Here is a 23575-nt window from a genome sequence, read left to right as displayed (position 1 = left end):
ACCGTCTGGCACTGGACACACTCTGCGCCCTGTGAGCGCGGTGCAGCTTTCTCGGTATCGCGTTATTCGGTTACCGCGGGCTCAGGGCAGCGGCTCTCCGGTTGTCAACGTAGTGCAGGTCTGCGGGAAAACCGTACGAAAAGGCACGATAAAGGACGAAATCGGGCTCTGCCGCTGCCTTGAGACGCACTTTCCGGTCCGCTAAGATCAATGGCGGGAGGTGTGCGCATGACCTGCCTGCGGCTGAACGGATACACGCTCAATTTGGATCAGGCGCAGGTATTTGACCTGCACGGCCAGGCCGTTGAGCTGCGGCCTCAGGCTCTGGCAGTGTTGCTTGAATTGGGGCGCCGTCCCGGAGAGCTGGTTACAAAACTCGATCTCGGTGCGCGAGTGTGGCCGGGCGTTTCGGTCACCGACGACTCGCTCGTGCAATGCGTGGTCGAGATCCGGCGCGCGCTCGGTGACAGCCGGCAGCAAGTCGTGCGAACGATGCCACGACGTGGTTACCTTCTGATCGTTGACGCGGCCGACACGGCGCCGCGCGATGTGCGAAGATTCTATCGCCTGGCCGCCGCCCTTGCGATGGTGGCAGTCGCGATCGTGGTGGTCTGGCAACTTCTACTGCTCGGCGCCGGCTCCGGGCCCCCCAAGGTACACAACAGGATGGTGGCCGACGTTGCAGTTCTACCCCTGCGCGTACTTAACACCTCTCAGGAAGGCAGTCCGGACGGCAACGGATTAGCCTACATGATTGCCTCCGAACTTGCGCGCAACCCCGACCTGCACATCGTCTCAACCCTCGCCACAGCCGAACTTAGCGGCAAGAACCTGTCGCCGGCGCAGATCGCTGCGATGACCCGCGCTCGCTACCTTGTGGATGGCAGCGCAGAGAGACGCGGCGACCGGCTGCAGCTCCACGTGCAATTGATCGATTCCGGCAACAACCGCATCGTCTGGAGCGGCCGGTTCGAGCCCACTGCGCAGGACCTACCCGACGTTACTGAAACGTTGATTTCTCGGATCAGCGCCTCGCTTGGTGCAACCGTGCGCGAGTCGGACCGGGCGGCGTTACGGAGCCGCGCGCCGGCCTCGCTTGATGTGCATGCGCGCGTGCTGCGTACGCTTGCGCTGACCATGGCACCAAGTTCCGAGAGCCTCCGCCAAGCGCGGCAGGAACTCGAACTGGCGGTCCGCCTTGATCCGAACTACGCGCCCGCGTGGACGGGACTCGGACTGGTGAAGAAGATGCTGATTTTTGGCCATCACGATCCTGGGCTCAGTCGTCAGGACTTGCCGCAGGCGATCGCCGACGTCAGGCGCGCGATTGCGCTGGACCCGCTGCGTGCCAGTTCGTGGCGAGTGCTGTCCTTAGTAACCGACGCAGGTCAGGACCCTGAGTCAGCGGTGAGCGCGGCCGAGCGGGCGATCGAGCTCGGCCCTGGCGATCCGGACAACTGGGTCGTCCTTGCCGGTGCATTGCATTATGCCGGTCGAACCCAGGCAGCGATTGAAGCCTTCGAGAAGGCGATCTCCTGGAACCCGGTACGCCCAGCACACTACGCGCTCTACGGGGCAAGGCTGCGCTATTCCGTGCAGGATTACGAGGATGCGCTGCGTTTCGCCCGCGAATGTATGGATCGAACACCTGCGATAGGTGTCTGCAAGGCGGTCTGGCTATCGTCGCTTATTCGTACCGGCCATGCCGCCGACGCGGAGGCGGCGTGGCCCGCTTTGGTCGCGGCCGCACCCTCTTTGCAGACGTACCGGATGACGCCGCGGAATACGCCGATGGCTCTGGCGGTTGATGAGGACCTCGACAGACTTCGCAAGAGCAACACCTCGGCAATGGCCCAGTAAAGCTTCAGGCGCGTGAACCTAATGTGATCATTCCAAGTTGGCCTTTTTCGGCGCAGAAGCGGCTTCGAGGCCGTTCCGGATGGAGTGATCCGCGTCGCTTTGCCGTTTGAGGCCGGTGTCAGCTCGTTCTAAGGGCCAACAGGCGACGTCCAGAAGCTACCAACTGAAGTGGGCTTTATTCAACTGTCTCTCTTCAATTTCGACATGACATCATCTCCGCCCGTGAAAACGTATCGAAGCGCGTACCCGATCAGCCAAGACGCCGCCGCTAGGCCCAGGCCAACCATTGCGAGATAGATGTTGATTCGATCCCAGGCGAAGCCAGCGGCAATAAGCGTCATCCATGCTTGCGCTACCGACCTGCCGCAAGTGCATGCCGCGCCTGCGCGCGCCCAGGTGCTCTTGGCGGCCGAGGGGATGCGACGCACATCGCGCGCTGCTCGAACTGTGGCTGGACGATGCGGTAGCCTGATGAGGCATTCGCGAATTTGTGTGCGTGTCAGTCGCGGAGATCGCCATCAATATCTGGACTCTCCGGTTCCACGCGCCATAATGAGGCGATGGACGGGATATCCAAAACCTTAAATTGTGCGCGTTGCGGCAAGCCGCTGGTCCTGATAGCGCGACCGGATGGCAAGGGCCCACTCCGGCCGACATGCTTGCACTGCGAGGAAGCCGATCCGATCACGTCGCCCGAGATCGCCAGGTGGTTTGCTGGGGAATTGCAGCCGCCGAAGCGATAGGCCGTGAGGATCGCTGCCATGGCCGTGACTGCCGCATAGTGCCGAGCTTGAGATGCTCGGGGACGACCGTCGTTGGCCTCAATTGTGTCGACAAATTACGGTACTGATTCGCCAGTGAGCCAGCGTCTCGCAATCGGTTGGTCCTTTGGCCTCTGAACTCACAAGTCACCGACGCGAGTGGCGTGCAATGGGGCCCGGCCCAGCCGGGCCTTTTGTCCTTTGTGAATTATGTGCACTCACTGCACCCTGGGCCCACCGCGCCGCATCGCGACCGAGGACCCTCGTTGGCGCGAACTCACAAATATTCGGCCTGAACTGCCAAGATACAAACTGCCCTTTTTACTATGGCGACCCAGTTGGCCCAACGCACGGGGTGCACTTCGACCGGGGATCGATGACCAATGCGCGTCTTTTTTAGTTGCTTGTTTTGCGGGACGCTTCACAGCGCTATCCAAATAAGGCGGCCGGTCGTGGCAAGCGGGCGCTTCGATTGCAAAGCGTGCGGGCAGACACTGCATCGATGGTGGGCTGTATACGACTTTACAGATTGGAAGGGGCCGCTCGACCAGTAGCGGGCGCGGCCAATCCGGGTCGCCGCACCTTGCCGGCACCGCTCAAATGCGCCTATGCCCGTCCTCACCCGCCGGCGCGATCCGCACCGCAGCGATTGCTGGCACATCCACTTTGACGGCATCACGTCGGCAGCATAGCAAAAGCCGTCGGAAACCCCAGACTCGTCCGAGGTTTGGCAATGGCAGTGCGGCTTCTATCCCGGCTCGAAGCCCGGCGAGCACTGCAAAGGCTCGGCGCCGTCGTTCGAGGCGGCTCCCGCGCGGCGTTCGAGGTGGCATGGAGCGAATATCTGCCCAAAAGCACAGAGGCCAATTTCCGGGCCTCGCGCGTTCATGAGGCGTGGACTCGCGAGAAATACGCGCGCTTTGATTGCGGCGAACGGATACCGTCGGACTGGCGTCAGCATGGCTGAATCCGATGGTTGCTTATGCCGCTTTGACACTCGGATCGTGCTACCCAGCGGCACCGAGCTCATCACGTTGCCCGATGCGATCCGGCACTTCAGCGAGACGGTGCCGAAACGCGAGCACAAGCACCCGCGCGTACTTCTCGCCGCCACCGCGCTGACCGACGCCGCCGAGGGCCGAACCGCGCAGCGATTGCCTCGGATACCGCTGCGCACCTCCTATCGTCCGCATCTCAACATATCCTCGGATTGTCGCCATTGTCGCAAATGCGGCCGGGCACGCCCCGGACCGACGGACCGAACCATATTGGAATGCCCTCCCAGACAATCCAGCAGCCGCCGGGGCCGGTATTGAATATATGACAGGGCTTGCCGTACACCGTGATGCGCGTTGGCCCGGCTGCGAATTTCTCGCGAGCCACGGCAGTCGTTGTAAGGACGGTGATCGCGATCAATCCAGTCGCCAAGAACTTGATTGTGGTCATCGAGCTTGTCCTTTTGACCCTTGATGGGGGCTGCGACCTTAGCCTGTTTCCTGGGCCAGTGGAGGACCGGATGCGCTTGCTCGTTCGCATCCTGCCTGACGAAGCTCACTGTAGGTAACGGCAAGGACCTATTTGCCCAATCGTCGCAAAGAGTGGCGTTTGGCGCCGGAACGAGGACAAGAGCAAGACGCCCCGGCTCTGTGATTTATTGGGCCTCAAGCGCTTCACGCCGCACGATCTCCGCCGAACGGCGCGCGTCGGCGGTCAAGGCGTCAAGTAAAGCGCGAGCCACGCCAGTCGATTAGACTACTAGGCTCGTAAAGAAGGGCTTGGTTATCTCGACGACCGAGGGTTCTCTCTCATCAGGAGTGGCGGCGGTGACAAACTCGCTTTTGCAGTTAAAGCAGCGCCAAAGGTCATGGATTTCTTGGGCATTGACGCGCTCACGCCACTCTAGATGGACCAACCCAGAACCACATTGAGGGCATTTTTCTGGATGGGGCGTCGAGAAGATTGATGCCATGTGGAACCTCCCTCGTTTTCGGCAGCGTACGACTGTCTGGGCACATTGGAATTGATCCACAACAAACAATTTGCCCATTTGTCATCGCCGGGCGGCTTCCAGGCCCGGGACCGTCGAGTGCTGGCGCGCGCCCTCAGCAATCGGGCCTTGCCAGTTGGTACACAAAGAGCGGCGATGTGGCGCATGTCGAATACGGAAGCCATGATCTTCATGGGTTGGAACGCCCAGGGCCCGCATAAGGTTAGATAGATTGCGCACCATCGCGGCGGCCTGGCCGCACGCTGGATTGGAGGCAGCACATGAAAATCGTGGACGAAGACGGCGAGATCATCGCAACAGCATCCGATGACCATACTTTAATCGGCGGCCACCACCGCCTCGCAGTGGCGGCCAGCCTCGGTAAAAGACTGTTCTGGCGAGATACCGGCGAACCAGTGAAGCCTTCGACATACAGCCTGAGCCGCTCGCCGAGCGTACGTTGTTCGGTGCATCGCAACAACGCCAACGAGGATTTTTGCCATCGCGCATTCCTGGTTTAATTTTATGCGGTCCCGTACACAAAGGCGGCGCGCGATGTGGCGCAAGTGCGCACCAGCCTTTGTCTGCGAGATGGTACGAAAGGAAATTCGAAAATCAAAAAACTCCAAATATCCTCAAAGGGCGCGGTCGCGCGGTCCCACCGTTGGGCCCTGGTCTCCGAGGGACCCCGGAAAGCAAATAGGGGCATCGTTGGTTCGCGTCTGACCGCTCTTGCCATCAGCCCCGCTCCATTTAGCTCTCCCTCCCTTTCCCACGCGCCGCTGGCGTGATCGAGGCGGTCGAGGCGGTGTGGCCTGCGGCACTGGCGCAGAGGCGATGCCGCAACGAAGGTTCGAGCGAAAGAAATCAACTGCGACATCTGTCGCAGTTGGGAAGCGCACGGGCAAGAATGGTAACGCCCGCAAGGTGCCGGTCGAGCGGCGCGCCTTGGCCGCCTGCGTCGAGCCTGTGTCACGTCGCGAGATCTGGTCGCTTCAAATGACCAATTGCGCGGGCCCGCCGCCGATCTATCAGGTCTGCCTCTTCACGATTTCAAATCCCTTTGCGTGCAATTCCAGCAGTATGCCCTGTGCCAAGTGCGTGCACTCTTCAGACTTGATCCAGTGCGGACTTCTCCAATCCGGGTCGTCTTCCTTTGGGTAACTGGTGAAGGCGGAGCGAATGGCGGCTTCGATCACGTCGATGGGATTGTCCGACATCTGCATCCCTCACGCATTTGGCGAAATAGATCAAAATCCTGGGAATTAAAGAACAAGCCCAGCCGAACACTCACCCGGCGGCCCTCTCCGTTCAGAAGAACGTCACCGCCATCAATGGTTTGATCTAGGTCAACGCTGTGCCTCGGGCTCAGGCACGTGAACGGATCGCACTAAATTTAACGCGGTATGATGAATTTCAAATATATTCATACGGCGCGGTCGCGCGGTCCCGGCACTTGCCTCTGGCCCTCACAAAGGACCCGGAACTGCACCAATGACCGCACCCGGTGCGGCGTCACTGGGCCAGAGAGGGCTGCGGTAATGCCGAGAGCGGTCGTCGGCAGGCGGTCGCCATCGTTTCAAGCGCCCGGCAAATCAGGAGGCGAAGCCGCCGGTACCGCCGCTTTGACCTCTGCCAGCGCCGCTTGCAAGGCGGCTTCCTTAGTGTGGTCGAGAGAAGTCTTTAGCACCGTGCCGCCTTCGCCTTTTAGCCTCTCAAGAACCTTGTCTGCCGTGACTTTGCGCACCAGTACGAAGAGCGCTGCGGTTCCGGGTTGAACGGCGGCAGCGGTCTCTTTCATCCATTTGTCGTTGATGCCGACATCCGTTAAATATCCGCTGAGTGTGCCGGACGCGACGCCAAGGGCAGCACCAGCAAGCGGCATCAAAAAGATCAGGCCAATCAGCGTGCCCCAAAAGGCGCCAGTAGCCGCACCAGCAGCCGTGGTATTGATCAGTTGATTTAGTTTGATGTTTCCGTTGCTGTCTTTCACGGCGATCACGGCATCGCCGAGTTCGATCAAATACTCCTTCTGCATGGCCAGCAATTTTTGACGAACTTCCTCCGCCTTCGCCTCGGTTGGAAATGCAATTACGACAAGGTCGCTCATCTGTTCTGCTCCTCTACTCGAACGATTGCTGCCCATGCGAGAGAGGATGCGCCCGGTCGCGCGGGACAGGCAAGCCGCTACGGATAGCGGATGACGGCGCTCCGGGCACAACGGGAGGCGGCGGGCACACCCGGCACGGGCGGACCGGCTCGCGAGAACCGACAAGATGAGGCGTCAGGGTTCGAGTCAGGAGACCGCTAACGCCTCTCCCCACACGACGCAGATTTGCGATATCAGCAAAAAATGAGCCGCGCGGAAATCAGACGCCCCAACGCAGAGCTGCGGTCTGCACCGGGGCATCCCATAATGTCGTGGCTTTGCGATCGAGCACCGATACGGTGATCGAGACACCGGCCATGTCGAGGGATGTGACGTAGGAACCGGTCAGGAAGCGCATCACCGTGATCCCCGCGCGATCCAGAGTCCGCTTTGCGGCGTTGACCATCAGATAGAGTTCGATCAGAGGCGTCGCACCAAATCCGTTAATGAGAAGCAGCACTTCACTGCCCTTGCTCGGCGCAAGATCCTTCAGGATCGCGTCGAGCACCTCGGCGGCGATCGCATCGGCGGAAGCCAACGGTACCCTGCGCCGGCCAGGCTCGCCATGAATGCCGACGCCCATTTCCATTTCATCGTCGGCCAACGTGAAATTTGGCCGTCCGGCGGCCGGCACAGTGCATGGCAATAGAGCGACCCCCATCGAGCGTGTACGCCGGTTGACTTCATCGCCGAGCGCCTTGAGCGCGGCAAGCGGCATTCCGGTCTCGGCAGCGGCGCCGACCATTTTTTCTACGATCAACGTTCCAGCGACACCGCGACGACCGGTCGTGTAGGTCGACTTTTCGACCGCCACGTCGTCGTTCGTCACCACGCTTGCGACTTCTCGGCCGGCCATCTCGGCTGCCATGGTGAAATTCATCACATCGCCTTCGTAGTTTTTGACGATGAACAGCACACCTGCGCCGGTGTCGACGGCCTCCGCAGCCTCGATCATCTGATCTGGCGTCGGCGAGGTGAAGACCTGGCCAGGACAAGCCGCGTCGAGCATGCCCAGGCCGACAAAGCCCGCATGCAGCGGCTCATGTCCCGAGCCGCCTCCCGAAATCAGCGCGACCTTGCCCGGTTTCAACGTGCGACGGCGCACAAATTTGCGCTCGGCGCCGAGAAGCAGGATATCCGCGTGCGCTGCGGCGAGGCCGTCAAGACTTTCTTCGAGTACAGTATCGGCGCTGTTGATCAGCTTTTTCATGAGCGTTCTCCCAGTCCGGTCTAAAGTTCGATTCAATGGCTAACCGACGCTTTCCGCAAAGCGCGCGAGCTGCGCGGCTAAATCCACGATGAGCTGCTCGAGCGCACGATTCTTCTTGTCGTCACCAAGTTCAGGAACGGTCACGGTAATGACACGCGTGCGCGCTTCGCGGTGGGGTGCGCGCAGTCTTCCGGGGTGCGCGCGGCCATACGCATCGAGAAATGCCGCACGCTCGGCGCTGGACGGATGGCAGACGTCGAAGATGACCGCGACATGCTTCGCCGGGATCGGGACCAGATAAGCCGGATTCGTGATTTGACTCACGAACGAACGATTCTTGCCCAGCGCCGCCGCAAGCTTCAGGCGCGTCCCCGAGGGCCGATTGTCGAGTACCTTTCGCAGGATTATTTTGTATTCTGCTACATTCTTGTCACCGGGCGTGTCCTTGCCGACATCGTCCTTCATGAACTCACCTTTGCGATTGCGGCCTTGAGCCGTGCGACGGCAATCGGCGACACAGAGAGAGTTGTCAATCCGGTCGCGAGCAGCGCCGCCGTGAGGTGAGTGTTGGCCGCGGCGTCGCCACAGAGCGAAACCTCGACGCCCCGCTTTAGCCCGGCCTCGACGGTCGCGGCTATCAGTGCCAGCACAGCCGGATTGCTGGTATCATTGAGGTCAGCGACTGCGCCGATGTCGCGCGCCGCCGCCATGGTGTACTGGGTTAGATCGTTCGAACCGATGGAATAGAATGCAGCGCCAAAGTCCGCTGCACAGAGCGCCGCCGCTGGAACCTCGACCATAATGCCGAGCGGCGGTCGAGCGCAGGCAACTCCTTTCGCTTGGAGGGCTGTGAACTCCGCGTCAAGTATTTCGTTCGCGCGGTCCAATTCCGACGGGACCGCAACCATGGGCAACATCACTTTCAGCGTGCCATGGACAGCCGCACGGCAGAGCGCGCGGAGCTGCATGCGAAACACCTCCGGCCGCGCGAGCGAGAGGCGGATACCGCGGAGGCCGAGAAACGGATTGCTCTCACCTTCGACCGTCAAACCGGGAACCTGCTTGTCTCCGCCTGCATCCAAGGTCCGGATCGTCACCGGCTTATCTTGGGCCCAGACGAGAATGTCTCGATAGACCCTGTATTGCGTTTCCTCGTCCGGCAGGCCGTGGGCCGCCTCGAACAGGAATTCCGTGCGTACAAGGCCGATGCCGTCGCAAATTGCGGAATCAAGGTTTGCAAGGTCTTCAGGCCCGGCGACATTGAGCAGAACCGCTATCCGCCGACCATTGGCGACGAAGGCAGGCGCAAGGCTGGTCGCCTCGACGACAGCCAGTTCGGCCTTCGCAGCCGCCATACGCAGCTCAAAGAGACGGATGGTCTCCGGCTCCGGATCGAAGATGACCCTTCCGGCGTCGCCGTCTACCAGCGCCAAGACTGGTGGCTGTCCATGCCACGACAACGGACCTAATCCAACGACCATCGGCGCCCCGCGCGCACGCGCCAACATGGCGACATGCGAGGAAGGTGAGCCACTGGCCAGCGCGATCGCGCCGCCTTGCGACCAGTCAGTCGCAAGAAAGGTCGAAGGCGTGATATCTTCAGCCGCAACAATCGAACCGCCCGCGATTCCGGCGACAACGTCCACACCGCCCAGATGCGCAAGCACGCGATCGCGGATATCAACGATATCAACGGCCCGGGCACGGAAATATTCATCTTCAGCCGCGCGATAGCCGGCGATCTCTAGGTCGAGCGCCCGGCGCCAGGCATGGTCGGCAGCGATCCCGATCGCGATAAGTTCATATGCCGTATCTGTTAGTGCATCGTCTTCCAACATGGCGGCCTGGAACTCCAGAATGTCTGCCGCCTCACTCTGAATCGTCTTGATCTGCTCGGCGAGTTGCGCCCTCGCCCCCCCAATCGCCGCCCGCAGCGCTGCAGCCTCCTGCTCCGGATCCTCGCTCGCCATTCGCCCGGCCACGGCCGCAGTCAGCACGGCGACCGGCCCGAACGCGAGGCCAGGCGATGCGGCACGGCCGATAAGTTGGATCTCTGCCACTGCCGTTAAGCCTCACCAAAACCGTCATGCACAAGCGCAAGCATGGCAGCGAGCGCCACCTCTCCGTCCGGTCCGGCGACCCGGAAATGCAGCGTCGCCCCCTGCGGAGCTTTTACACGCATCACCTTCACCGGACTCTTGGCATCCGTCCAAGGCCCGTCCCCAGAGAGGGCGAGTTCGATCTTTGCGGCAAACCTCTTCGCACACTGCGTGAGCTTGACCGACGGCCGCGCATGAAGTCCGACCTTGTTGACGAGAACCGCCGAGGCGGTCAGCGGCACCGACGTCTCACCTGCCCGGCTGGCGTGGGCATCATGCATAGAATTCCTCCGCGCTACGCTTGACGGCTGCGAGCGATGAGCCACCCGAGGATTCCGTCGCTGCAATCACCGCTCCTTCGACCACCGGAGCATTGCAGACGACGACGCGCGCCCTTCGATCTTCAGCCAACATTTCCACCGCCATCTCGGAATTTGTCTCCGCTCCACCGAGATCAACGAGCACAGCCACACCTGCTGCGGACCACGCCGCCTCGATCGCCTCCAGGATTCCAGCAACATTCGTGCCGAGCCCTCCATCGACATCGCCGCCGGTCCAGGCGAGCGGCACCGCATTGCCCACCATCTGGCGCACCATATCTGCCGCGCCTTCCGCTATCTTGGGCGAATGTGAAACGATAACGATTCCGACATTGCCGCCATTTGGATTGTTCATGACCTTGCCTCGAATTCCAATACTTTGACTGCAGCCCCGATCAACAGGGACGTTGAGCGCGAACCGGGGTCCATGTGACCAATGGAGCGTTCGCCGAGAAAAGAAGCCCTGCCGCGAATAGCGAGCATCGGCGTCGTGCGATCGGCCGCCTGCACCGCTTCTAACGCAATCGCCCGCGCATCGCCGCCTGCAGCCAATACCGCTTGCACGGGCACCAGGACATCCAGCAAGGTTTTCTGTCCTGCCTCCGAGCGTCCGCGCGCCTTTACGGCATTGATTGCCATATCCGTAGCCGCGACAAACTCCGCGCGTGTTGGCTGCTCTGGAAGCCCCTTGCCCAACTCCATGAAGAAGGTGCCGACCAGCGGCCCAGAGGCTCCGCCAACCTTCATGACCAGCGTCATTCCGATCGACTTCAGCATTTCTGGCAGAGACTTGTCCGCAAGGCCGGGCAACGTCGCGAGCACGGCCTCGAAGCCGCGTTTCATGTTCAGCCCATGATCGCCGTCACCGATCGCCTGGTCGAGGCTGGTCAGTTCGTCGGCGTGCTGGATCACCGATTCCGCAAGCGCCCGCACCAGATTCTCCCTAGAGGTCCGATCGAGACTCATGCCGCGACCCTCCCGCCGGCCGCATCGAAGAACAGCGGCCTGTTAAGGCGTAGCGACACGACGTCGCCGACGTCTAACCTCGCCTCAGGGTCCGCCAACGTCACGACAGGTTGGCCGCCGAGATCGAGATGGACATGGCTCTGGTCGCCGAGATGTTCGACCCGCGTGACGGTGGCCGACACGTCCCCGCCGCTGCGTGCGATCGCCAGGTGCTCGGTACGAGCGCCAATCGTCTTAACGCCGGGCGGAACGTCGGCAAACAGAGTTGCCGGCAGCAGGTTGATCATCGGCTGGCCGAGCCGGGCAGCGACATAGGCGTTGACCGGGTTCTCGTAAATCTCGCGCGGCGTGCCGATCTGCATCAGCCGCCCGGCCTCCATCACGCCGATGCGCGATGCCATGGTCATAGCCTCGGTTTGATCGTGGGTGACGTAGAGGATCGTCGCGCCGAGATCGATCTGGATGCGCTTAAGCTCCAGGCGCATTTCACCGCGCAGCTTGGCATCGAGCGAAGAAAGCGGCTCGTCCATCAGGTAGATCGAGGGCGAGCGCACCAGAGCGCGGCCAATCGCAACGCGCTGCATCTGCCCGCCCGACAACTGGGTCGCCTTGCTGTGGAGCTTGGCCTCGATATGGAGAAGACGCGCAACCTGTTCGACCTTTGCGCGAATTTCGGCCTCCGGCAGGCGCCGAGTCGGCGCGCGCAGCGCAAAGGCCATGTTCTCGAACACGGTCAGATGCGGGTACAACGAATATTGCTGGAATACGAAGGCGACGTCACGATCCGCCGGCGCATCACTGGTCACATCGCGTCCGTCGATGCGGACCGAGCCGCTGTCGGGCGCCTCTAATCCGGCAACGAGACGCAGCGTCGTTGTCTTGCCGGCGCCGGTCGGCCCCAGCAACGCAACAAATTCGCCATCCCCGATGGTGAGGGACAGACCGACGACGGCTTGCGTCTTGCCAAACGCCTTGGAGACCGCCCCGATCTCGACTTCAGCCATGCTTGCCTCCCTCGTGCAATGCGGTGCGTATTGCCCGTCCCGACCCCTGGTCGAAGAGCGACAACGTATCGGGCCGAAAATCGAGCCCGACATTCATCCCAATCCGAAAGGGCATGCTGGCGGGCGAGCGGGCCTTGAGAGCGCCGTAAGGCGTCGTCACCGTCACGATCTGCGTCGTGCCGAGATATTCCGACCCATAGATCTCGCCCCGCACCATGCCGCTATCGGAAAAACGCACATGCTCAGGTCTGACGCCCAGGACAAGGTCGCTCTCCACCAGAGCCTCGCGTGCGGTGGGTATCGCAACGTCGCGATCCCCGAGCCGGATCGCCTGCGCCCCGGCTTGCAGGCTGCCGCGAAACGGCAGGAAATTCATCGCTGGAGAACCGATAAAGTCCGCGACGAAGAGCGAAACAGGCCGGTCATAAATGTCGCGCGGACTCGCAATCTGCTCGACCACGCCGTTGTTCATCACCGCAATCAGGTCCGCCATTGCCATGGCCTCCAGTTGATCATGCGTGACGTAAACAGTGGTCGCGCCAAGCCGGTCATGCAGCGCGCGCAATTCCTGGATCATCGCCTCGCGCATCTCGGTATCGAGCGCTCCGAGCGGCTCGTCCATCAGGAAGCACTTCGGCTTGCGGACGATCGCCCGCCCAAGCGCGACGCGCTGACGGTCGCCGCCGGTGAGGGTCGAAACCGACCGATCAAGGAGGTGGGAGATACGCAGTATCCGAGCGGCCTCCACCACGCGCCGGTCGCACTCCGCGGCTCCGATCCCCTCGCATTTGAGCGGAAAGCCGATATTGCGCCGGACATTCATGTGCGGATAGAGCGCAAATAGCTGGAAGACAAAGGCGATATCTCGCGCGGAGGCACGGTTCATCGTCACGTCCTCACCGTCGAGCCTGATCGTGCCGGATGTCGGCAATTCAAGTCCTGCAATCATCCGCAGCGTTGTCGTTTTGCCGCAGCCGGACGGCCCAAGCAGACAAAGGAACTGTCCGTCATCCACTGTAAAGCTCGCGCCCTTGACTGCGTGAAACTCTCCGAAGGATTTGTTGAGCGCTTCGACCCTGATCTGTGCCATCGAGCGTTACTCCCGGACCTTCGAGACGATCATGAACATCACCGTCCCAAAGAGAGTGACCGCGAAAGACCAGGAATAAAGCGTCAGAAAAAACGGCTGCATCAGCATGACCACGCCTGCGGCAATGATCGCCGTCGCGATGGCCTCCAGCGGACTGCGCCGCAACATTCTGCTCGTCAGGCTGACGTGCGGCGTTGACGTGTTCACATCAAGGTTCATTTGCGAACGGCCCCAAAGGTAATCCCGCGCAGAAGATGCTTGCGAAGCAGCACCGTGAACACGACGATCGGCACAAGAAAGATCGTCGTGCCGGCGGCTACGGCCGGCCAATCCTGGCCGCCTTCGCCAATGATGATCGGAATGAATGGGGGCGCGGTCTGAGCGTTGCCAGAGGTCAGAAGCACAGCAAAGGCGTATTCGTTCCACGCAAAAATCAGGCAGAAAATCGCCGTCGCCGCGATCCCCGTCGTCGCCTGCGGTAGAACCACCTTCACGAACGCCTGAAAGCGCGTATAGCCATCGATCATTGCCGCTTCTTCGTATTCACGCGGGATTTCGTCGATGAAGCCCTTGAGTAGCCAGACAGCGAGCGAGACGTTCACCGAAGTGTAGAGCAGGATCATCCCGAGACGGGTATCCGATAGCCCGACGGTCCGGTACATCAGGTAGATCGGGATCGCGACCGCGATTGGCGGCATCATTCTGGTCGACAGAATGAAGAACAGGAGGTCGTCCTTGAGAGGCACGCGGAAGCGCGAAAAACCATAAGCCGAGAGCGTACCGAGCGCGACGGCAAGCACCGTCGAGCCAAAGGCGATGATCAGCGAGTTGATGAAGCGCGGCACGTAGTTCGACGGCCCGGCGACAACCATGTTGCGGCTGCGCGCGATGTTGTCACAAAGCCCCTGCGGCGGCCCCAGCGTCTGGATAAACTCCTGAGTCTGACGCGAGCGTGTTGTGAAGACATTGCAATAGCCTTCAAGGGAGGGCTTGAAGAGGACCTTCGGCGGATAGGAGATCGCATCGTCAGGCGACTTGAACGAGGTGAGCACGATCCATATCAGCGGAACCATCGTTATGATGGCATAGAGTATGACGAGCAGGCCGGCAAAGCGGCGAGTGCCGGTCGACGGTTCGACGACTGAGTGGGCTGCATTTGAGGCGCTCATCTGCTTTTCACCCGGTTCAGCGCCTTGACGTAGATGTTGGCAAGGCCAAACACTGTCACGAACAGAATGATCGCGAAGGCCGAGGAATAGCCGGTTCGCCAACTCTCAAAGGCTGCGCGCTTCAGTGTGATCGAAGCGACTTCCGTGGTCGAGCCCGGCCCTCCTCCGGTCAGGAGGTTGACCATGTCGAACATCTTGAAATTCTCGATCCCGCGAAAGAGCACCGCGAGCATGATGAACGGCAGAGCCATCGGCAGCGTGATCGACCAGAACTGCCGCCAATTCGACGCGCGGTCGACCTCCGCTGCCTCATAAATGTAATCCGGGATCGACCGAAGCCCCGCCAGGCAAATCAGCATCACGTAAGGCGTCCACATCCAGGCGTCGACGATGACGATGGCCCACGGGCTGAGGGTCACGTCTCCCAGCATCTGGAACGACGAAGCGCCGCGCCCCGTGAAGAAGGCGACCACGTAGTTGAACAGCCCGATCTGCGGCTGATAGAGGAAGGTCCAGAAATTGCCGACAACCGCTGGTGAGAGCATCATCGGCAACAGAATGATCGTGGTCCACAGGCCATGGCCACGGAATTTCTTGTCGATCAGGAACGCAAGGCCGAATCCGAGCACAGTCTCGATCAGCACGGTCCAAACCACGAAATGCGCCGTGACCTGCATTGCCGCCCAGATATCCGGATCGGTCAGGATCGACTGGTACCAATCGGTCCCCAGCCATAGCGTCGGCGCGTTCGGCCGATTGGCGCGGAAGTTGGTAAATGACAGGTAGATCGTCCATACCAGTGGGAAGATATTGATCGCCAGCAGCAACACGATCGTCGGTGTGATGAAGAGCCATGCGAGCGCCTGGTCCGAAAGGCCGCGGATACGACGTATCACGCCTGGTCGGATCGGGACGGCCCGGTAGGTGATCTGCGACGAAGTGCTCAAATCGTTCATGGCCCTGGTCAATCCTGGCGTCGCGATTGTCGACTATGCGACGCCTGCGGGTTCTACCGAAGAGAGCCTGGAGCGCGCTCGGCGTGCGCTCCAGGCGTTTGCCCTAGAACTTCTTGCCTTCTTCCTTGAAGATCGCCTTCCAGTCCTTTACCAGGCCATCGAGCGCTTCCTGCGCGGTGCCCTTGTCCGCCACCACGTAGTCATGCACGCGCTTCTGTTCGGCTTGCAGGAGTTGGGCATAGGAAGGCTCGGCCCAGAAGTCGACGACCATTCCCATCGACTTCAAAAACTCGCCGGCAAACGGCGCGCTGTTCGGGAAGCCCGGATCGTTCAACACTGACTTGGCGCAGGAATAGCCGCCCAGCGCCCACCACTTCTTCTGCACATCTCCACCGGAGAACCATTTGATATATTGCAGCGCCTCGGCCTGGTTCTTGGAATAAGAAACGACCGAGATGCCCTGCCCGCCGAGCTGCGTCGCCCGGGTCGCGGGGCCGGCGGGATTGCTGAAGAAGCCGATCTTGTCCCCACCGACGTTCGGATCTTTGTAGAGGCCCGGGAAGAAGGCGAAGAAGTTCATCTGCAGCGCGACTTGCCCCGACTTGAACGCATCAAGCCCTTCGGACATGTAGGAGTTGGATGCGCCGGGGGGCGTACAGCACTTGTAGAGCTCCTTGTAGGCCTCGAGCCCCTTCACGGCGCCGGGCGAGTTGACGAACCCGTCCATTGAATACGGCTTCTTCGGATCCTGATACTGGAAGCCGTAATCATAGAGGTAGTTCGACACGCCCATGGTGATGCCTTCCGAGCCCCGCTCGGTATAGATCGAAGCGCCATAGACCTTCTTGCCGTCGATCTCGCGGCCCTGGAAGAATTTTGCGATGTCGCGCAGTTCATCGAGCGTCTTCGGCACGGCGAGATCGCGGCCGTACTTGGCCTTGAAATCCGCCTGGATCTCAGGCCGCGCAAACCAGTCTTTGCGATAGGTCCAGCCCACCGCGTCACCCATGGCGGGCAGCGCCCAATAGTTCGGGCTGTTCTTCGGCCACTCGGAATAGCCGACCACTGTCGCCGGCATGTAGTCGTCCATGCTGATTCCTTCCTTTGTGAAGAAATCGTTGAGCTTGACGTACTGACCGTTCTCGGCGGCGCCCCCGATCCATTGCGAATCCCCGATGATGAGATCGCACAGCGAGCCATGCGAATTCAGCTCGTTCAGGAAGCGGTCGGCATAGTTGGTCCACGGCACGAACTCGAACTTCATGCCGACGCCGGTCTTGGCGGTGAAATCCTTCGACAGTTCGACCAGGGCGTTGGCAGGATCCCACGCGGCCCAGCACAGCGTGATGGTCTTGGCCTGCGCATGCGCAGGAGTAGTCCCCACTCCGACACCGAGCGCGGATGCGAGAACTCCGAACGTAGTAAGAAGCGCCTTTACTGTCTGTTTCATAACGCTTTCCCTCCCAGTGGGGCCGGCCATCGACATGGCGCGACTCTCCAACCCGCTCGAATGCTTCGAGCAGAGCGATACAGTCCTTCACGGGCTGAACGACTAAACGGACGTTTCCTCGCGCCTGCCTGGATTCTTAGGGATTCAGCCAAGCTCGATTTGTTTAGTGAAACACTATATACTAAACATTGCAAGCACGCTCTTACGTCTCTCGGTCATGGTGCTCCTCGCGAAATTGAGGCAGCAACCATGCGCTCAACCGGTACTGGCTATGCGATCTGCGCCACCTTAAGTTACGTCAGGGACTCTGCGTTCGCGCACGGCTGCCTCGACCTGATCCGCAAGAACCGTGAGATGGCTGGCTCTAGAGACGAATACGCATTGTCGCTATGGACGGCGATGCCGTCTGGCTTCGTGCCTGCCTAACTATCTTCTTTCTGAAGAAGAGAATGCAGACGTTGAGCGAGTTCGGACACGCCAAAGGGCTTGTGAATAATCGGGAACTCGTCTGTCGCCCCGTGACGCGCGAGCACGTCTCCCACGTAGCCCGACGTAAGTAATATCTTGATACTGCTGTTCCGCCGCTTTGCTTCGCGAGCAAGCTCGACGCCATTGGGACCATTCGGCATGACGACATCGCTGAACAGAAGATCGAACCCCTGATCGCTGTCGAGAATTCGGATGGCTTCGGTACCGTTGTGAGCAAGGCGAATCCGATAGCCAAAGCTCGTCAGCATTGCAGACACGACTTCCAACAGATCTTCATTGTCCTCGACCAAAAGAATTCGCTCGGAGCCTCCCGGCATAGCCCGGGTCTGTTCGGTTTCCACCTCGTCGCGAGCCTCCTGATTGGCTCTCGGCAGGTACAGTGAGATCGTGGTGCCGGCGTTAGGGGCACTTTCGACTGAAATATAGCCACCGGATTGCCGGACAAAGCCATACACCATGCTGAGACCGAGGCCAGTGCCCTTGCCAACTTCCTTGGTGGTGAAGAAGGGCTCGAAAATCCGGTCTCGCACCTCGGGAGACATCCCCTGCCCCGTATCCGAGACGGACAGCCTCACATATGATCCGGCCGGACATCCAGCGACGGCTTCCCCATCCAGAACGACGTTCCGCGCCTCGATCTCGAGCACTCCGCCGCCCGGCATCGCATCGCGGCCGTTCAGCGCTAGATTGAGAAGGGCAGTCTCCAGCAGGGATGGATCCACCTGACAGAGCCACAATCGCTCGTCGATCTTCAGCCTGACCTCGCATTCTGCGCCGACCGCCTGACGGACGAGCCCCTGGAAGTTGGAGATCAGCTCGTTGGCATTGATCAGTTTAGGGTTGAGCTTTTGCCGTCGAGAGAAAGCGAGGAGCTGTGCGGTGAGCTTCGCCCCCCGGTCGGCGGCACGCCGCGCAGTCGCGGCGAAGCGCCGGATCTTGCCGTCATTTGCCGCGCGCTCGATGAGATCAAGGTTTCCCGAAACGACGGCAAGCAGGTTGTTGAAGTCATGGGCAACACCGCCCGTGAGCTGTCCGACGGACTCCATCTTCTGGCTCTGATGAAGCTGCTCCTCGATGCGCTGGCGCGCCTCCACAGCATGCTTTTGCTCGGTGACGTCTCGAAAGAAGATCGCGATCCCTTCGCCAGAAGGAAACGCGTTGATCGCATACCATGCGGCACGACGAGGACAGTGCGCTTCGAACGAAACCGGACGGCGGTCCGACATGACTTCCCGAAGCTGCTCGACGATTCCCGTATCGGCGGCATCCAGAAGCGACGCCTGCAGGTGCATTCCAATCAGATCACGCCCCTGAGCGATCTGAGACCAGGCCCTCTGGTTGAAGAAGCTGATCCGCCAATCGTGGTCGACGATCACGACGCTGTCGGTTGTGCTTTCGAAGAGCATCGTAAGCCGGGCCGCGGCGTCCTCGGCCTTCTCTTTTGCATCGGACAATTCCTGCTCGCGGCGATCCAGCGCATCAGCCATGGTGTTGAAGGCGCCGGCTACGCCCGCGATTTCAGAACTGCCGCGGATGTTCACACGGCGAGCATAGTCGCCGAGGCGCCATCGATTCGCGGCGTCAACTAATAGTCCGAGCGGCCGATGGATAAATTGCCGGGCGCCGAGCAGCGTCAGGCCCAGCACCATCATGGCGCTGAGGGCGATGAGGAAGATGTCGTGTCGGGTCCGGCTCTGGATCTCGGCAAAGGCGTTCGCCTTGTCGAGGCCGAAGCTGACGCGAAGTCCCCCAGAATCGGGCCCGAGAGTCGAGAAACCCACGATCCTCTCGACGCCGTCGACATCAACCAGGTCGGCTGCGAGACCGTCGCCATACTGCCTCTCATCACCAACGCGAACCAATTTCTTACCGACAAATCGGTCATTGTCCGGATAGCGGGCAAGGTAGGTGCCGTTGCGATCGGTGATGGCCAGCGCGTCTCCCGCCGGAACACCCGCGCGCGCGATGTAGTCCGCTAACCAGTCCAGGCCGAGAGGCGCAATGATGACGCCCCCTGGCTGACCATCATCTCCGTAGAAAGGCAGCGCAAACTGAATGAGTTTCCGATCGACGGACAGACCGATCGAGAATTGTCCCACCGTAAACGCGCCCGTCTTCAACGCATCCGCAAAGTAGGGGCGCCCGGAGACATTCACCGGCTTGCGATCCGTGTTTGTATCGCAGAAGGGCTGGCCACTCAGATCGGTAGCGACGAAAGTGAGGAAAGCCGGAAACCGGGACCTCATCCCTGCCATCGCCGCATTGCACCCCTTGCTATCTTTCGCCTTTATCGCAGGGAGTTCGGACAGCGCAATCAGGACCTGCCGAATGCCCTGAACGATCTGTTGCTGCTGTTCGGCGGCGAGCTTAGCGAGACCGAGCGCCTGATTTTGTACGTCCACTTGGCGCGCGCGTCGAAGGTTAACTTCGTTGTACGCCTGAATCGAGATAGCGGGCAATAACGCGACTGCGACAAGCGCCAACAGGCGCGACAAGATGGTCATTCTCTGCCGTATTCAAATCGTCCCGGAGCTTGCTGTGCATTTCAATCCCAATGGGGATACGCTTATAGGCGTTCGTCATTCCAATCACGATCGTGAGAACCACGAGTGACCGCTCGTTGAACATGCGCGGCGGCGCGAGCTTCATCCGCGTCCGCTTTCAAATGACACATGTTGCATCTTCGCCCCTGCAATCCCGCCCTACTCGCGAGCACCATGACATCGCGCGGTGGTACAGCCAAAATCGACAATCTTGGTACTGTTTTTTTGAGCGGGCATCGCGCATCTATCTGCCAAGACCAACGGCAACTCGGATGCAACTTCGACCTGTGGCACGACGATTCGAATGCGTCGGGCGCGATCGCGCCACGGCGTCGGAATATTGCGTCGGTAATTTAGATCAAACCTACTTTGCTTAAAGCACCGCCTTGCTCATGATCGCTCATGAAATGCCAGGCGATCACAGATCCGATCTGGACCGCGCCAGCGATACCGGCAAGCGCCGGTACTTCATGGCCCAACCATCCTGGAAAAGCTGGCGGTGATGGAGTTATGGTCTAACGAATCGGCGGATGTGTTTCGGTAACGGAAGGAGCCGCCTGGATCGGTTCCGTTACAAGCGCCTTTATCTTGTCGAAGTCTGTCTTTGACCCTCCAGGCACGATTAACCTTGGCGGTTAGGCTTACCGAGCAAGCATCTCCGCGAGAAGCTTGACGGCCGATCTATGAGCCGTTGGCCAGAACCGATAGATTGTAAGGATTGAGTCGTTGCGTTCGAGTGGCGCGCGTGAGTTTTCAGCTTTCCATATTGAAGATTTTGGCAGGGCAGCCAGACGGCCGGGGAAACCTTGAGCTTATCAAGCTGCATCTCGCGGTTTTCTATACGAGCGGCCCTGAATGGACGTTGCGTATGAAGCGTCTCGCTGAACTTGCGCCGGATCTTGATGCGTTCAGCCAAGGACTCATCTCTCGCGAACGCGGCGCTTGGACTATCACGAACCAAGGACGCGACTTCCTTGCCAAACTCGAGGAGGCTGCCTTGGGTGCAACGCCGGCCACACGGCCCCCCGACCCAGCCGAGCCGGTAGAGGTCGAGCAAGCCTCGCCAATAGCTCCGCCAGCGGCGGCTTCTCCGCCGAAAGTACTGGAGCGATCGCACGGGCGCCCCCAAGGCAAACACCGCAAGAACCATCGCAAACGGTCGGCTTAAGTCGGCGGAATCTTAGATCGGTTCGGTCTAAGACGGATCGACCTCCTCAGCCCTACGGTTGGTCAGTGGGGCGAGAAGGCGCGCGATGGCCTCGTAACGGCGATGTACTCCCTCGAATATTCCCCACTCTCCGAAGATGACCGTCTGCGGGCGCGTCAGCCGTCGTAACGACAAGGGCAGCGGTCGAAAGACGCAGCGAGCGACGGGTCGTGATTGTTGGATGCGGTACGTTTCTCATCGCTGAACTCCAAATCGGTGCAACACTGTTGCGCGGTCGACCCACAAAACCGCTTCCGACTTTCGATCAATCGTTATCGTTGTGCCTCGCTATCCGACCAACATTTAATTGCGCGAGTGTTGTTCGGATACCTTTGTGGGCGAACCTAAGAACCAAATCACCAGATCGGCGTTATCCCGGCACTATGGAGCCGTTTCGCGGAGGTCTAATGATGGACCCGAATCGAGCAGCTTTGGTCCTATCTGCTATCGCTCTGGCCATCGCCATTGGATCGGCAATCATGTCAGAGCGCCTCGATACTCGTACGGCCAGCAACGACGCACCTCCCGGAACGGTAGGCCTCGCTAGGCCACACCCGCCGCTGGACCGTGCGGCAGGTGAACCGATACAAACGGTAGGCGGGCCGCCTGGCGCGAACATTCGGCAGCGTCCCTGACCGAACACTGGCCCCCCCCCCAGCGAGAGCGCTACCGAAGCTCCTTGATGTGGCCGGTGCTGTCGACGATGAGCGACCGCTCCGTACCCTCCTTGATTGCTCGGTCGGTCTTGATCTTGCCGCTCGGGACCTCCTGAATCTGCGAATAGCCCGCGGCACGTAGCTTGGCCTCAATCTCCCCCAGCGTCAGGGCGAGCACAGGCGAGGACGCCCCCACCGTTACAACAATGGCAATGACTGATCGCATCGTTCGCCTCCTGGCTCCGCCAGAGGATGCGAGGCTCCGACCGTTTTTGGCGGCGCGCACTGTCTCACTGAAGTTCGCCAATTTTCGCTAGTGATTAGTCGAGCTACGAAGCGCGGATCGCTAACTCTTGTTAATCATTGGGGCACACGCTCTACGTCAGATATTTCATACTTCTATTTTTTTGCCGCGCATGGCCTTTGGTCGAAGAAAATCGGACCGTGTTCAATTTGCCCATCAGCACGCCGTCAACTTGATGGCTGTGGATGGCACTTGGAGCCGAGTCTGCGTTCTCAACGACATTTCGGCAACGGGGGCAAAGCTAGAGGTTGAGGGCTCGACTGACGTCCTAACCTCGCGAGAGTTCTTCCTAGTTCTATCGTCAACGGGCCTCGCATTTCGTGGCTGTCAGTTGGTCTGGTTGGATGGACCAGCCGCTGGCGTGCATTTCATCCACGATAAGAGGAAGTCTGCGTCGTGAGCGCCATGCTGCAAAACATGGAGCTGATCGTCCAGCGCAGCTTGCCTACTCTTGACGTAGAGTCCCTTGAATGTTGTGAGGCCAAAGAAGCACTTTTCCGAAGCAAAGATGGCTTTATGCTCTATCTAACAGATGGAACCCCACCGCCTCTTGGTAGGGAGCGACTGGTCCCATTGAGTCTTCGTCAGGCACTCCTCTGGCTAAACGAAAACCAACTCTCCGAGGCTGGGTCTTTCTGGGCATAGCGGAGAGCAGCTTAGCTGCAATACCGGCAAAACCAAGTTTGCGTCTGGGCCCAACCCGCTTAGGCAGCTCGCGGAGTTGCGGATGGAGCATCCCCGCGCGAGACCGCAATCGCATTCGGATCCTGCCTTCAAATCACTTCCGCCGATGCTGTTGGCTGACGTTCTCAACCAGGCCCTGATCACGATCCGCCACCGGGTGCTGTTCTGGGAGCGTCTCGGACGGGTTGAGGCACGCTTATTGCTCCCTGCCCTCACGCGACGCGCATCAACTCGGCGTCACGCCAATGCTCGACCCGCCTACTTGATCGTCGCGTGCACTGTGATGACCGACGTGCCAGAAGCCTTCGGCCCCTTGCCGGTTGCTTTGATGGCAAAGGTGTCACTTCCTTTGTATCTCGCCTTCGTCCTGTACTCGTAAGTCGCAACGTCGAGCTTCTTCAGTTTGCCGTGTGCTGGCTTTTGCGAGATTTCCGAGCTACTCGCCGCGCCGCGCAACGTGATCGGGAAGATGCAACTGTCCCCAGACGCGACGCTGATGTCGCCGGTCGAGTTCTCGCCCCAATCCGCCAATTCCATTGATCTGGAACATTCCGAAGCCGCCAGGACGATAGAAACATAAGTTGGGCTGGAAGCTCCCGCGACAAGCGCCAGAGTGGCAAGGCTAGACAATCGCATCGTTGATCTCCCGGATCATGCCGCAGCTTAGCGCG

23 protein-coding genes are annotated in these 23575 nt (G+C 60.2%); 4 read left to right on the top strand and 19 right to left on the bottom strand.

Features of this window, described 5'->3' with window-relative positions:
- Nucleotides 1-228: 228 nt before the first annotated feature.
- Nucleotides 229-1860: a tetratricopeptide repeat protein gene (locus IVB46_RS16830; RefSeq protein ID WP_247343128.1), complete on the top strand. Its 1632-nt coding sequence runs from the start codon at nt 229-231 to the stop codon at nt 1858-1860.
- Nucleotides 1861-2359: 499 nt separating this feature from the next.
- Here the strand turns inward: IVB46_RS16830 and IVB46_RS16825 are convergent, their stop codons facing one another.
- Together IVB46_RS16825 and IVB46_RS16820 are read right to left on the bottom strand one after the other, a co-directional pair.
- Nucleotides 2360-2623 carry a hypothetical protein gene (locus IVB46_RS16825; RefSeq protein WP_247304659.1) on the bottom strand — a complete coding sequence of 88 codons (264 nt, stop codon included), beginning with the start codon at nt 2621-2623 and terminating at the stop codon, nt 2360-2362.
- 1192 nt (nt 2624-3815) lie between these two features.
- Nucleotides 3816-4067 (bottom strand): hypothetical protein, encoded by a 252-nt coding sequence (locus tag IVB46_RS16820; RefSeq protein WP_135215647.1) that lies wholly within the window; start codon nt 4065-4067, stop codon nt 3816-3818.
- An 822-nt stretch (nt 4068-4889) separates the two neighbouring features.
- Here IVB46_RS16820 and IVB46_RS16815 point away from each other — a divergent pair.
- Entirely contained in the window at nt 4890-5129 is a 240-nt protein-coding gene (locus IVB46_RS16815; RefSeq protein WP_247343124.1) for a hypothetical protein, read from the top strand.
- 510 nt (nt 5130-5639) lie between these two features.
- Here IVB46_RS16815 and IVB46_RS16810 read toward each other — a convergent pair.
- The 15 genes from IVB46_RS16810 to IVB46_RS16740 form a co-directional block, all read right to left on the bottom strand.
- Nucleotides 5640-5828 carry a hypothetical protein gene (locus IVB46_RS16810; protein WP_224517481.1) on the bottom strand — a complete coding sequence of 63 codons (189 nt, stop codon included), beginning with the start codon at nt 5826-5828 and terminating at the stop codon, nt 5640-5642.
- Between the two features lie 359 nt (nt 5829-6187).
- The gene (locus tag IVB46_RS16805; protein WP_028150077.1) at nt 6188-6718 is read right to left on the bottom strand and encodes a DUF1269 domain-containing protein; all 531 of its coding nucleotides are present in this window, start codon (nt 6716-6718) and stop codon (nt 6188-6190) included.
- Between the two features lie 259 nt (nt 6719-6977).
- Nucleotides 6978-7967, bottom strand: a complete 990-nt coding sequence (gene dhaK / locus IVB46_RS16800; protein WP_247304678.1) for a dihydroxyacetone kinase subunit DhaK — start codon at nt 7965-7967, stop codon at nt 6978-6980.
- Between the two features lie 39 nt (nt 7968-8006).
- Nucleotides 8007-8432 carry a hypothetical protein gene (locus tag IVB46_RS16795; RefSeq protein WP_038932448.1) on the bottom strand — a complete coding sequence of 142 codons (426 nt, stop codon included), beginning with the start codon at nt 8430-8432 and terminating at the stop codon, nt 8007-8009.
- Nucleotides 8429-10027, bottom strand: coding sequence for a phosphoenolpyruvate--protein phosphotransferase (gene ptsP, locus IVB46_RS16790; protein ID WP_166102936.1), 1599 nt, complete (start codon nt 10025-10027; stop codon nt 8429-8431). Before ptsP ends, IVB46_RS16795 begins: the two co-directional genes overlap by 4 nt.
- 5 nt (nt 10028-10032) lie before the next feature.
- On the bottom strand, nt 10033-10347 hold the full coding sequence (locus IVB46_RS16785) for an HPr family phosphocarrier protein (protein WP_028150081.1): 315 nt from the start codon (nt 10345-10347) through the stop codon (nt 10033-10035).
- Complete coding sequence (gene dhaM / locus IVB46_RS16780) at nt 10340-10741, bottom strand: dihydroxyacetone kinase phosphoryl donor subunit DhaM (RefSeq protein ID WP_028150082.1); 402 nt, start codon at nt 10739-10741, stop codon at nt 10340-10342. Before dhaM ends, IVB46_RS16785 begins: the two co-directional genes overlap by 8 nt.
- On the bottom strand, nt 10738-11352 hold the full coding sequence (gene dhaL / locus IVB46_RS16775) for a dihydroxyacetone kinase subunit DhaL (RefSeq protein ID WP_247304681.1): 615 nt from the start codon (nt 11350-11352) through the stop codon (nt 10738-10740). The genes dhaM and dhaL overlap by 4 nt, the downstream gene beginning before the upstream one ends.
- Nucleotides 11349-12356 carry an ABC transporter ATP-binding protein gene (locus IVB46_RS16770; RefSeq protein ID WP_247304684.1) on the bottom strand — a complete coding sequence of 336 codons (1008 nt, stop codon included), beginning with the start codon at nt 12354-12356 and terminating at the stop codon, nt 11349-11351. The genes dhaL and IVB46_RS16770 overlap by 4 nt, the downstream gene beginning before the upstream one ends.
- Nucleotides 12349-13446, bottom strand: coding sequence for an ABC transporter ATP-binding protein (locus IVB46_RS16765; protein WP_063981215.1), 1098 nt, complete (start codon nt 13444-13446; stop codon nt 12349-12351). The genes IVB46_RS16770 and IVB46_RS16765 overlap by 8 nt, the downstream gene beginning before the upstream one ends.
- A gap of 6 nt (nt 13447-13452) precedes the next feature.
- The gene (locus IVB46_RS16760; protein WP_247304687.1) at nt 13453-13665 is read right to left on the bottom strand and encodes a hypothetical protein; all 213 of its coding nucleotides are present in this window, start codon (nt 13663-13665) and stop codon (nt 13453-13455) included.
- Nucleotides 13662-14615 (bottom strand): carbohydrate ABC transporter permease, encoded by a 954-nt coding sequence (locus IVB46_RS16755; RefSeq protein ID WP_028150087.1) that lies wholly within the window; start codon nt 14613-14615, stop codon nt 13662-13664. The genes IVB46_RS16760 and IVB46_RS16755 overlap by 4 nt, the downstream gene beginning before the upstream one ends.
- Nucleotides 14612-15571, bottom strand: a complete 960-nt coding sequence (locus IVB46_RS16750; RefSeq protein ID WP_247304689.1) for a sugar ABC transporter permease — start codon at nt 15569-15571, stop codon at nt 14612-14614. The genes IVB46_RS16755 and IVB46_RS16750 overlap by 4 nt, the downstream gene beginning before the upstream one ends.
- 103 nt (nt 15572-15674) lie before the next feature.
- Nucleotides 15675-17021 carry an extracellular solute-binding protein gene (locus tag IVB46_RS16745; protein WP_063981213.1) on the bottom strand — a complete coding sequence of 449 codons (1347 nt, stop codon included), beginning with the start codon at nt 17019-17021 and terminating at the stop codon, nt 15675-15677.
- 422 nt (nt 17022-17443) lie between these two features.
- Entirely contained in the window at nt 17444-20014 is a 2571-nt protein-coding gene (locus tag IVB46_RS16740; protein WP_247304695.1) for an ATP-binding protein, read from the bottom strand.
- A 784-nt stretch (nt 20015-20798) separates the two neighbouring features.
- On the opposite strand from IVB46_RS16740, the gene IVB46_RS16735 reads away from it, so the two are divergent.
- Nucleotides 20799-21221 carry a hypothetical protein gene (locus IVB46_RS16735; protein WP_231143398.1) on the top strand — a complete coding sequence of 141 codons (423 nt, stop codon included), beginning with the start codon at nt 20799-20801 and terminating at the stop codon, nt 21219-21221.
- Nucleotides 21222-21926: 705 nt separating this feature from the next.
- Here the strand turns inward: IVB46_RS16735 and IVB46_RS16730 are convergent.
- Nucleotides 21927-22142 (bottom strand): hypothetical protein, encoded by a 216-nt coding sequence (locus tag IVB46_RS16730; protein WP_247304697.1) that lies wholly within the window; start codon nt 22140-22142, stop codon nt 21927-21929.
- Between the two features lie 190 nt (nt 22143-22332).
- Between IVB46_RS16730 and IVB46_RS16725 the strand changes: the two genes are divergently transcribed.
- Nucleotides 22333-22620 carry a PilZ domain-containing protein gene (locus IVB46_RS16725; RefSeq protein ID WP_247304835.1) on the top strand — a complete coding sequence of 96 codons (288 nt, stop codon included), beginning with the start codon at nt 22333-22335 and terminating at the stop codon, nt 22618-22620.
- Between the two features lie 542 nt (nt 22621-23162).
- Here the strand turns inward: IVB46_RS16725 and IVB46_RS16720 are convergent.
- A complete protein-coding gene (locus tag IVB46_RS16720) occupies nt 23163-23540 on the bottom strand; it encodes a hypothetical protein (protein WP_166102969.1) in 378 nt (125 codons plus the stop codon).
- Nucleotides 23541-23575 lie beyond the last annotated feature (35 nt).

This window comes from Bradyrhizobium sp. 61, from assembly GCF_023073075.1.
GTDB classification, from domain to species: Bacteria; Pseudomonadota; Alphaproteobacteria; order Rhizobiales; family Xanthobacteraceae; genus Bradyrhizobium; species Bradyrhizobium barranii.
The sequence above is the reverse complement of the archived record's forward strand: the minus strand, read 5'-3'. Positions and strand labels throughout refer to the sequence as shown.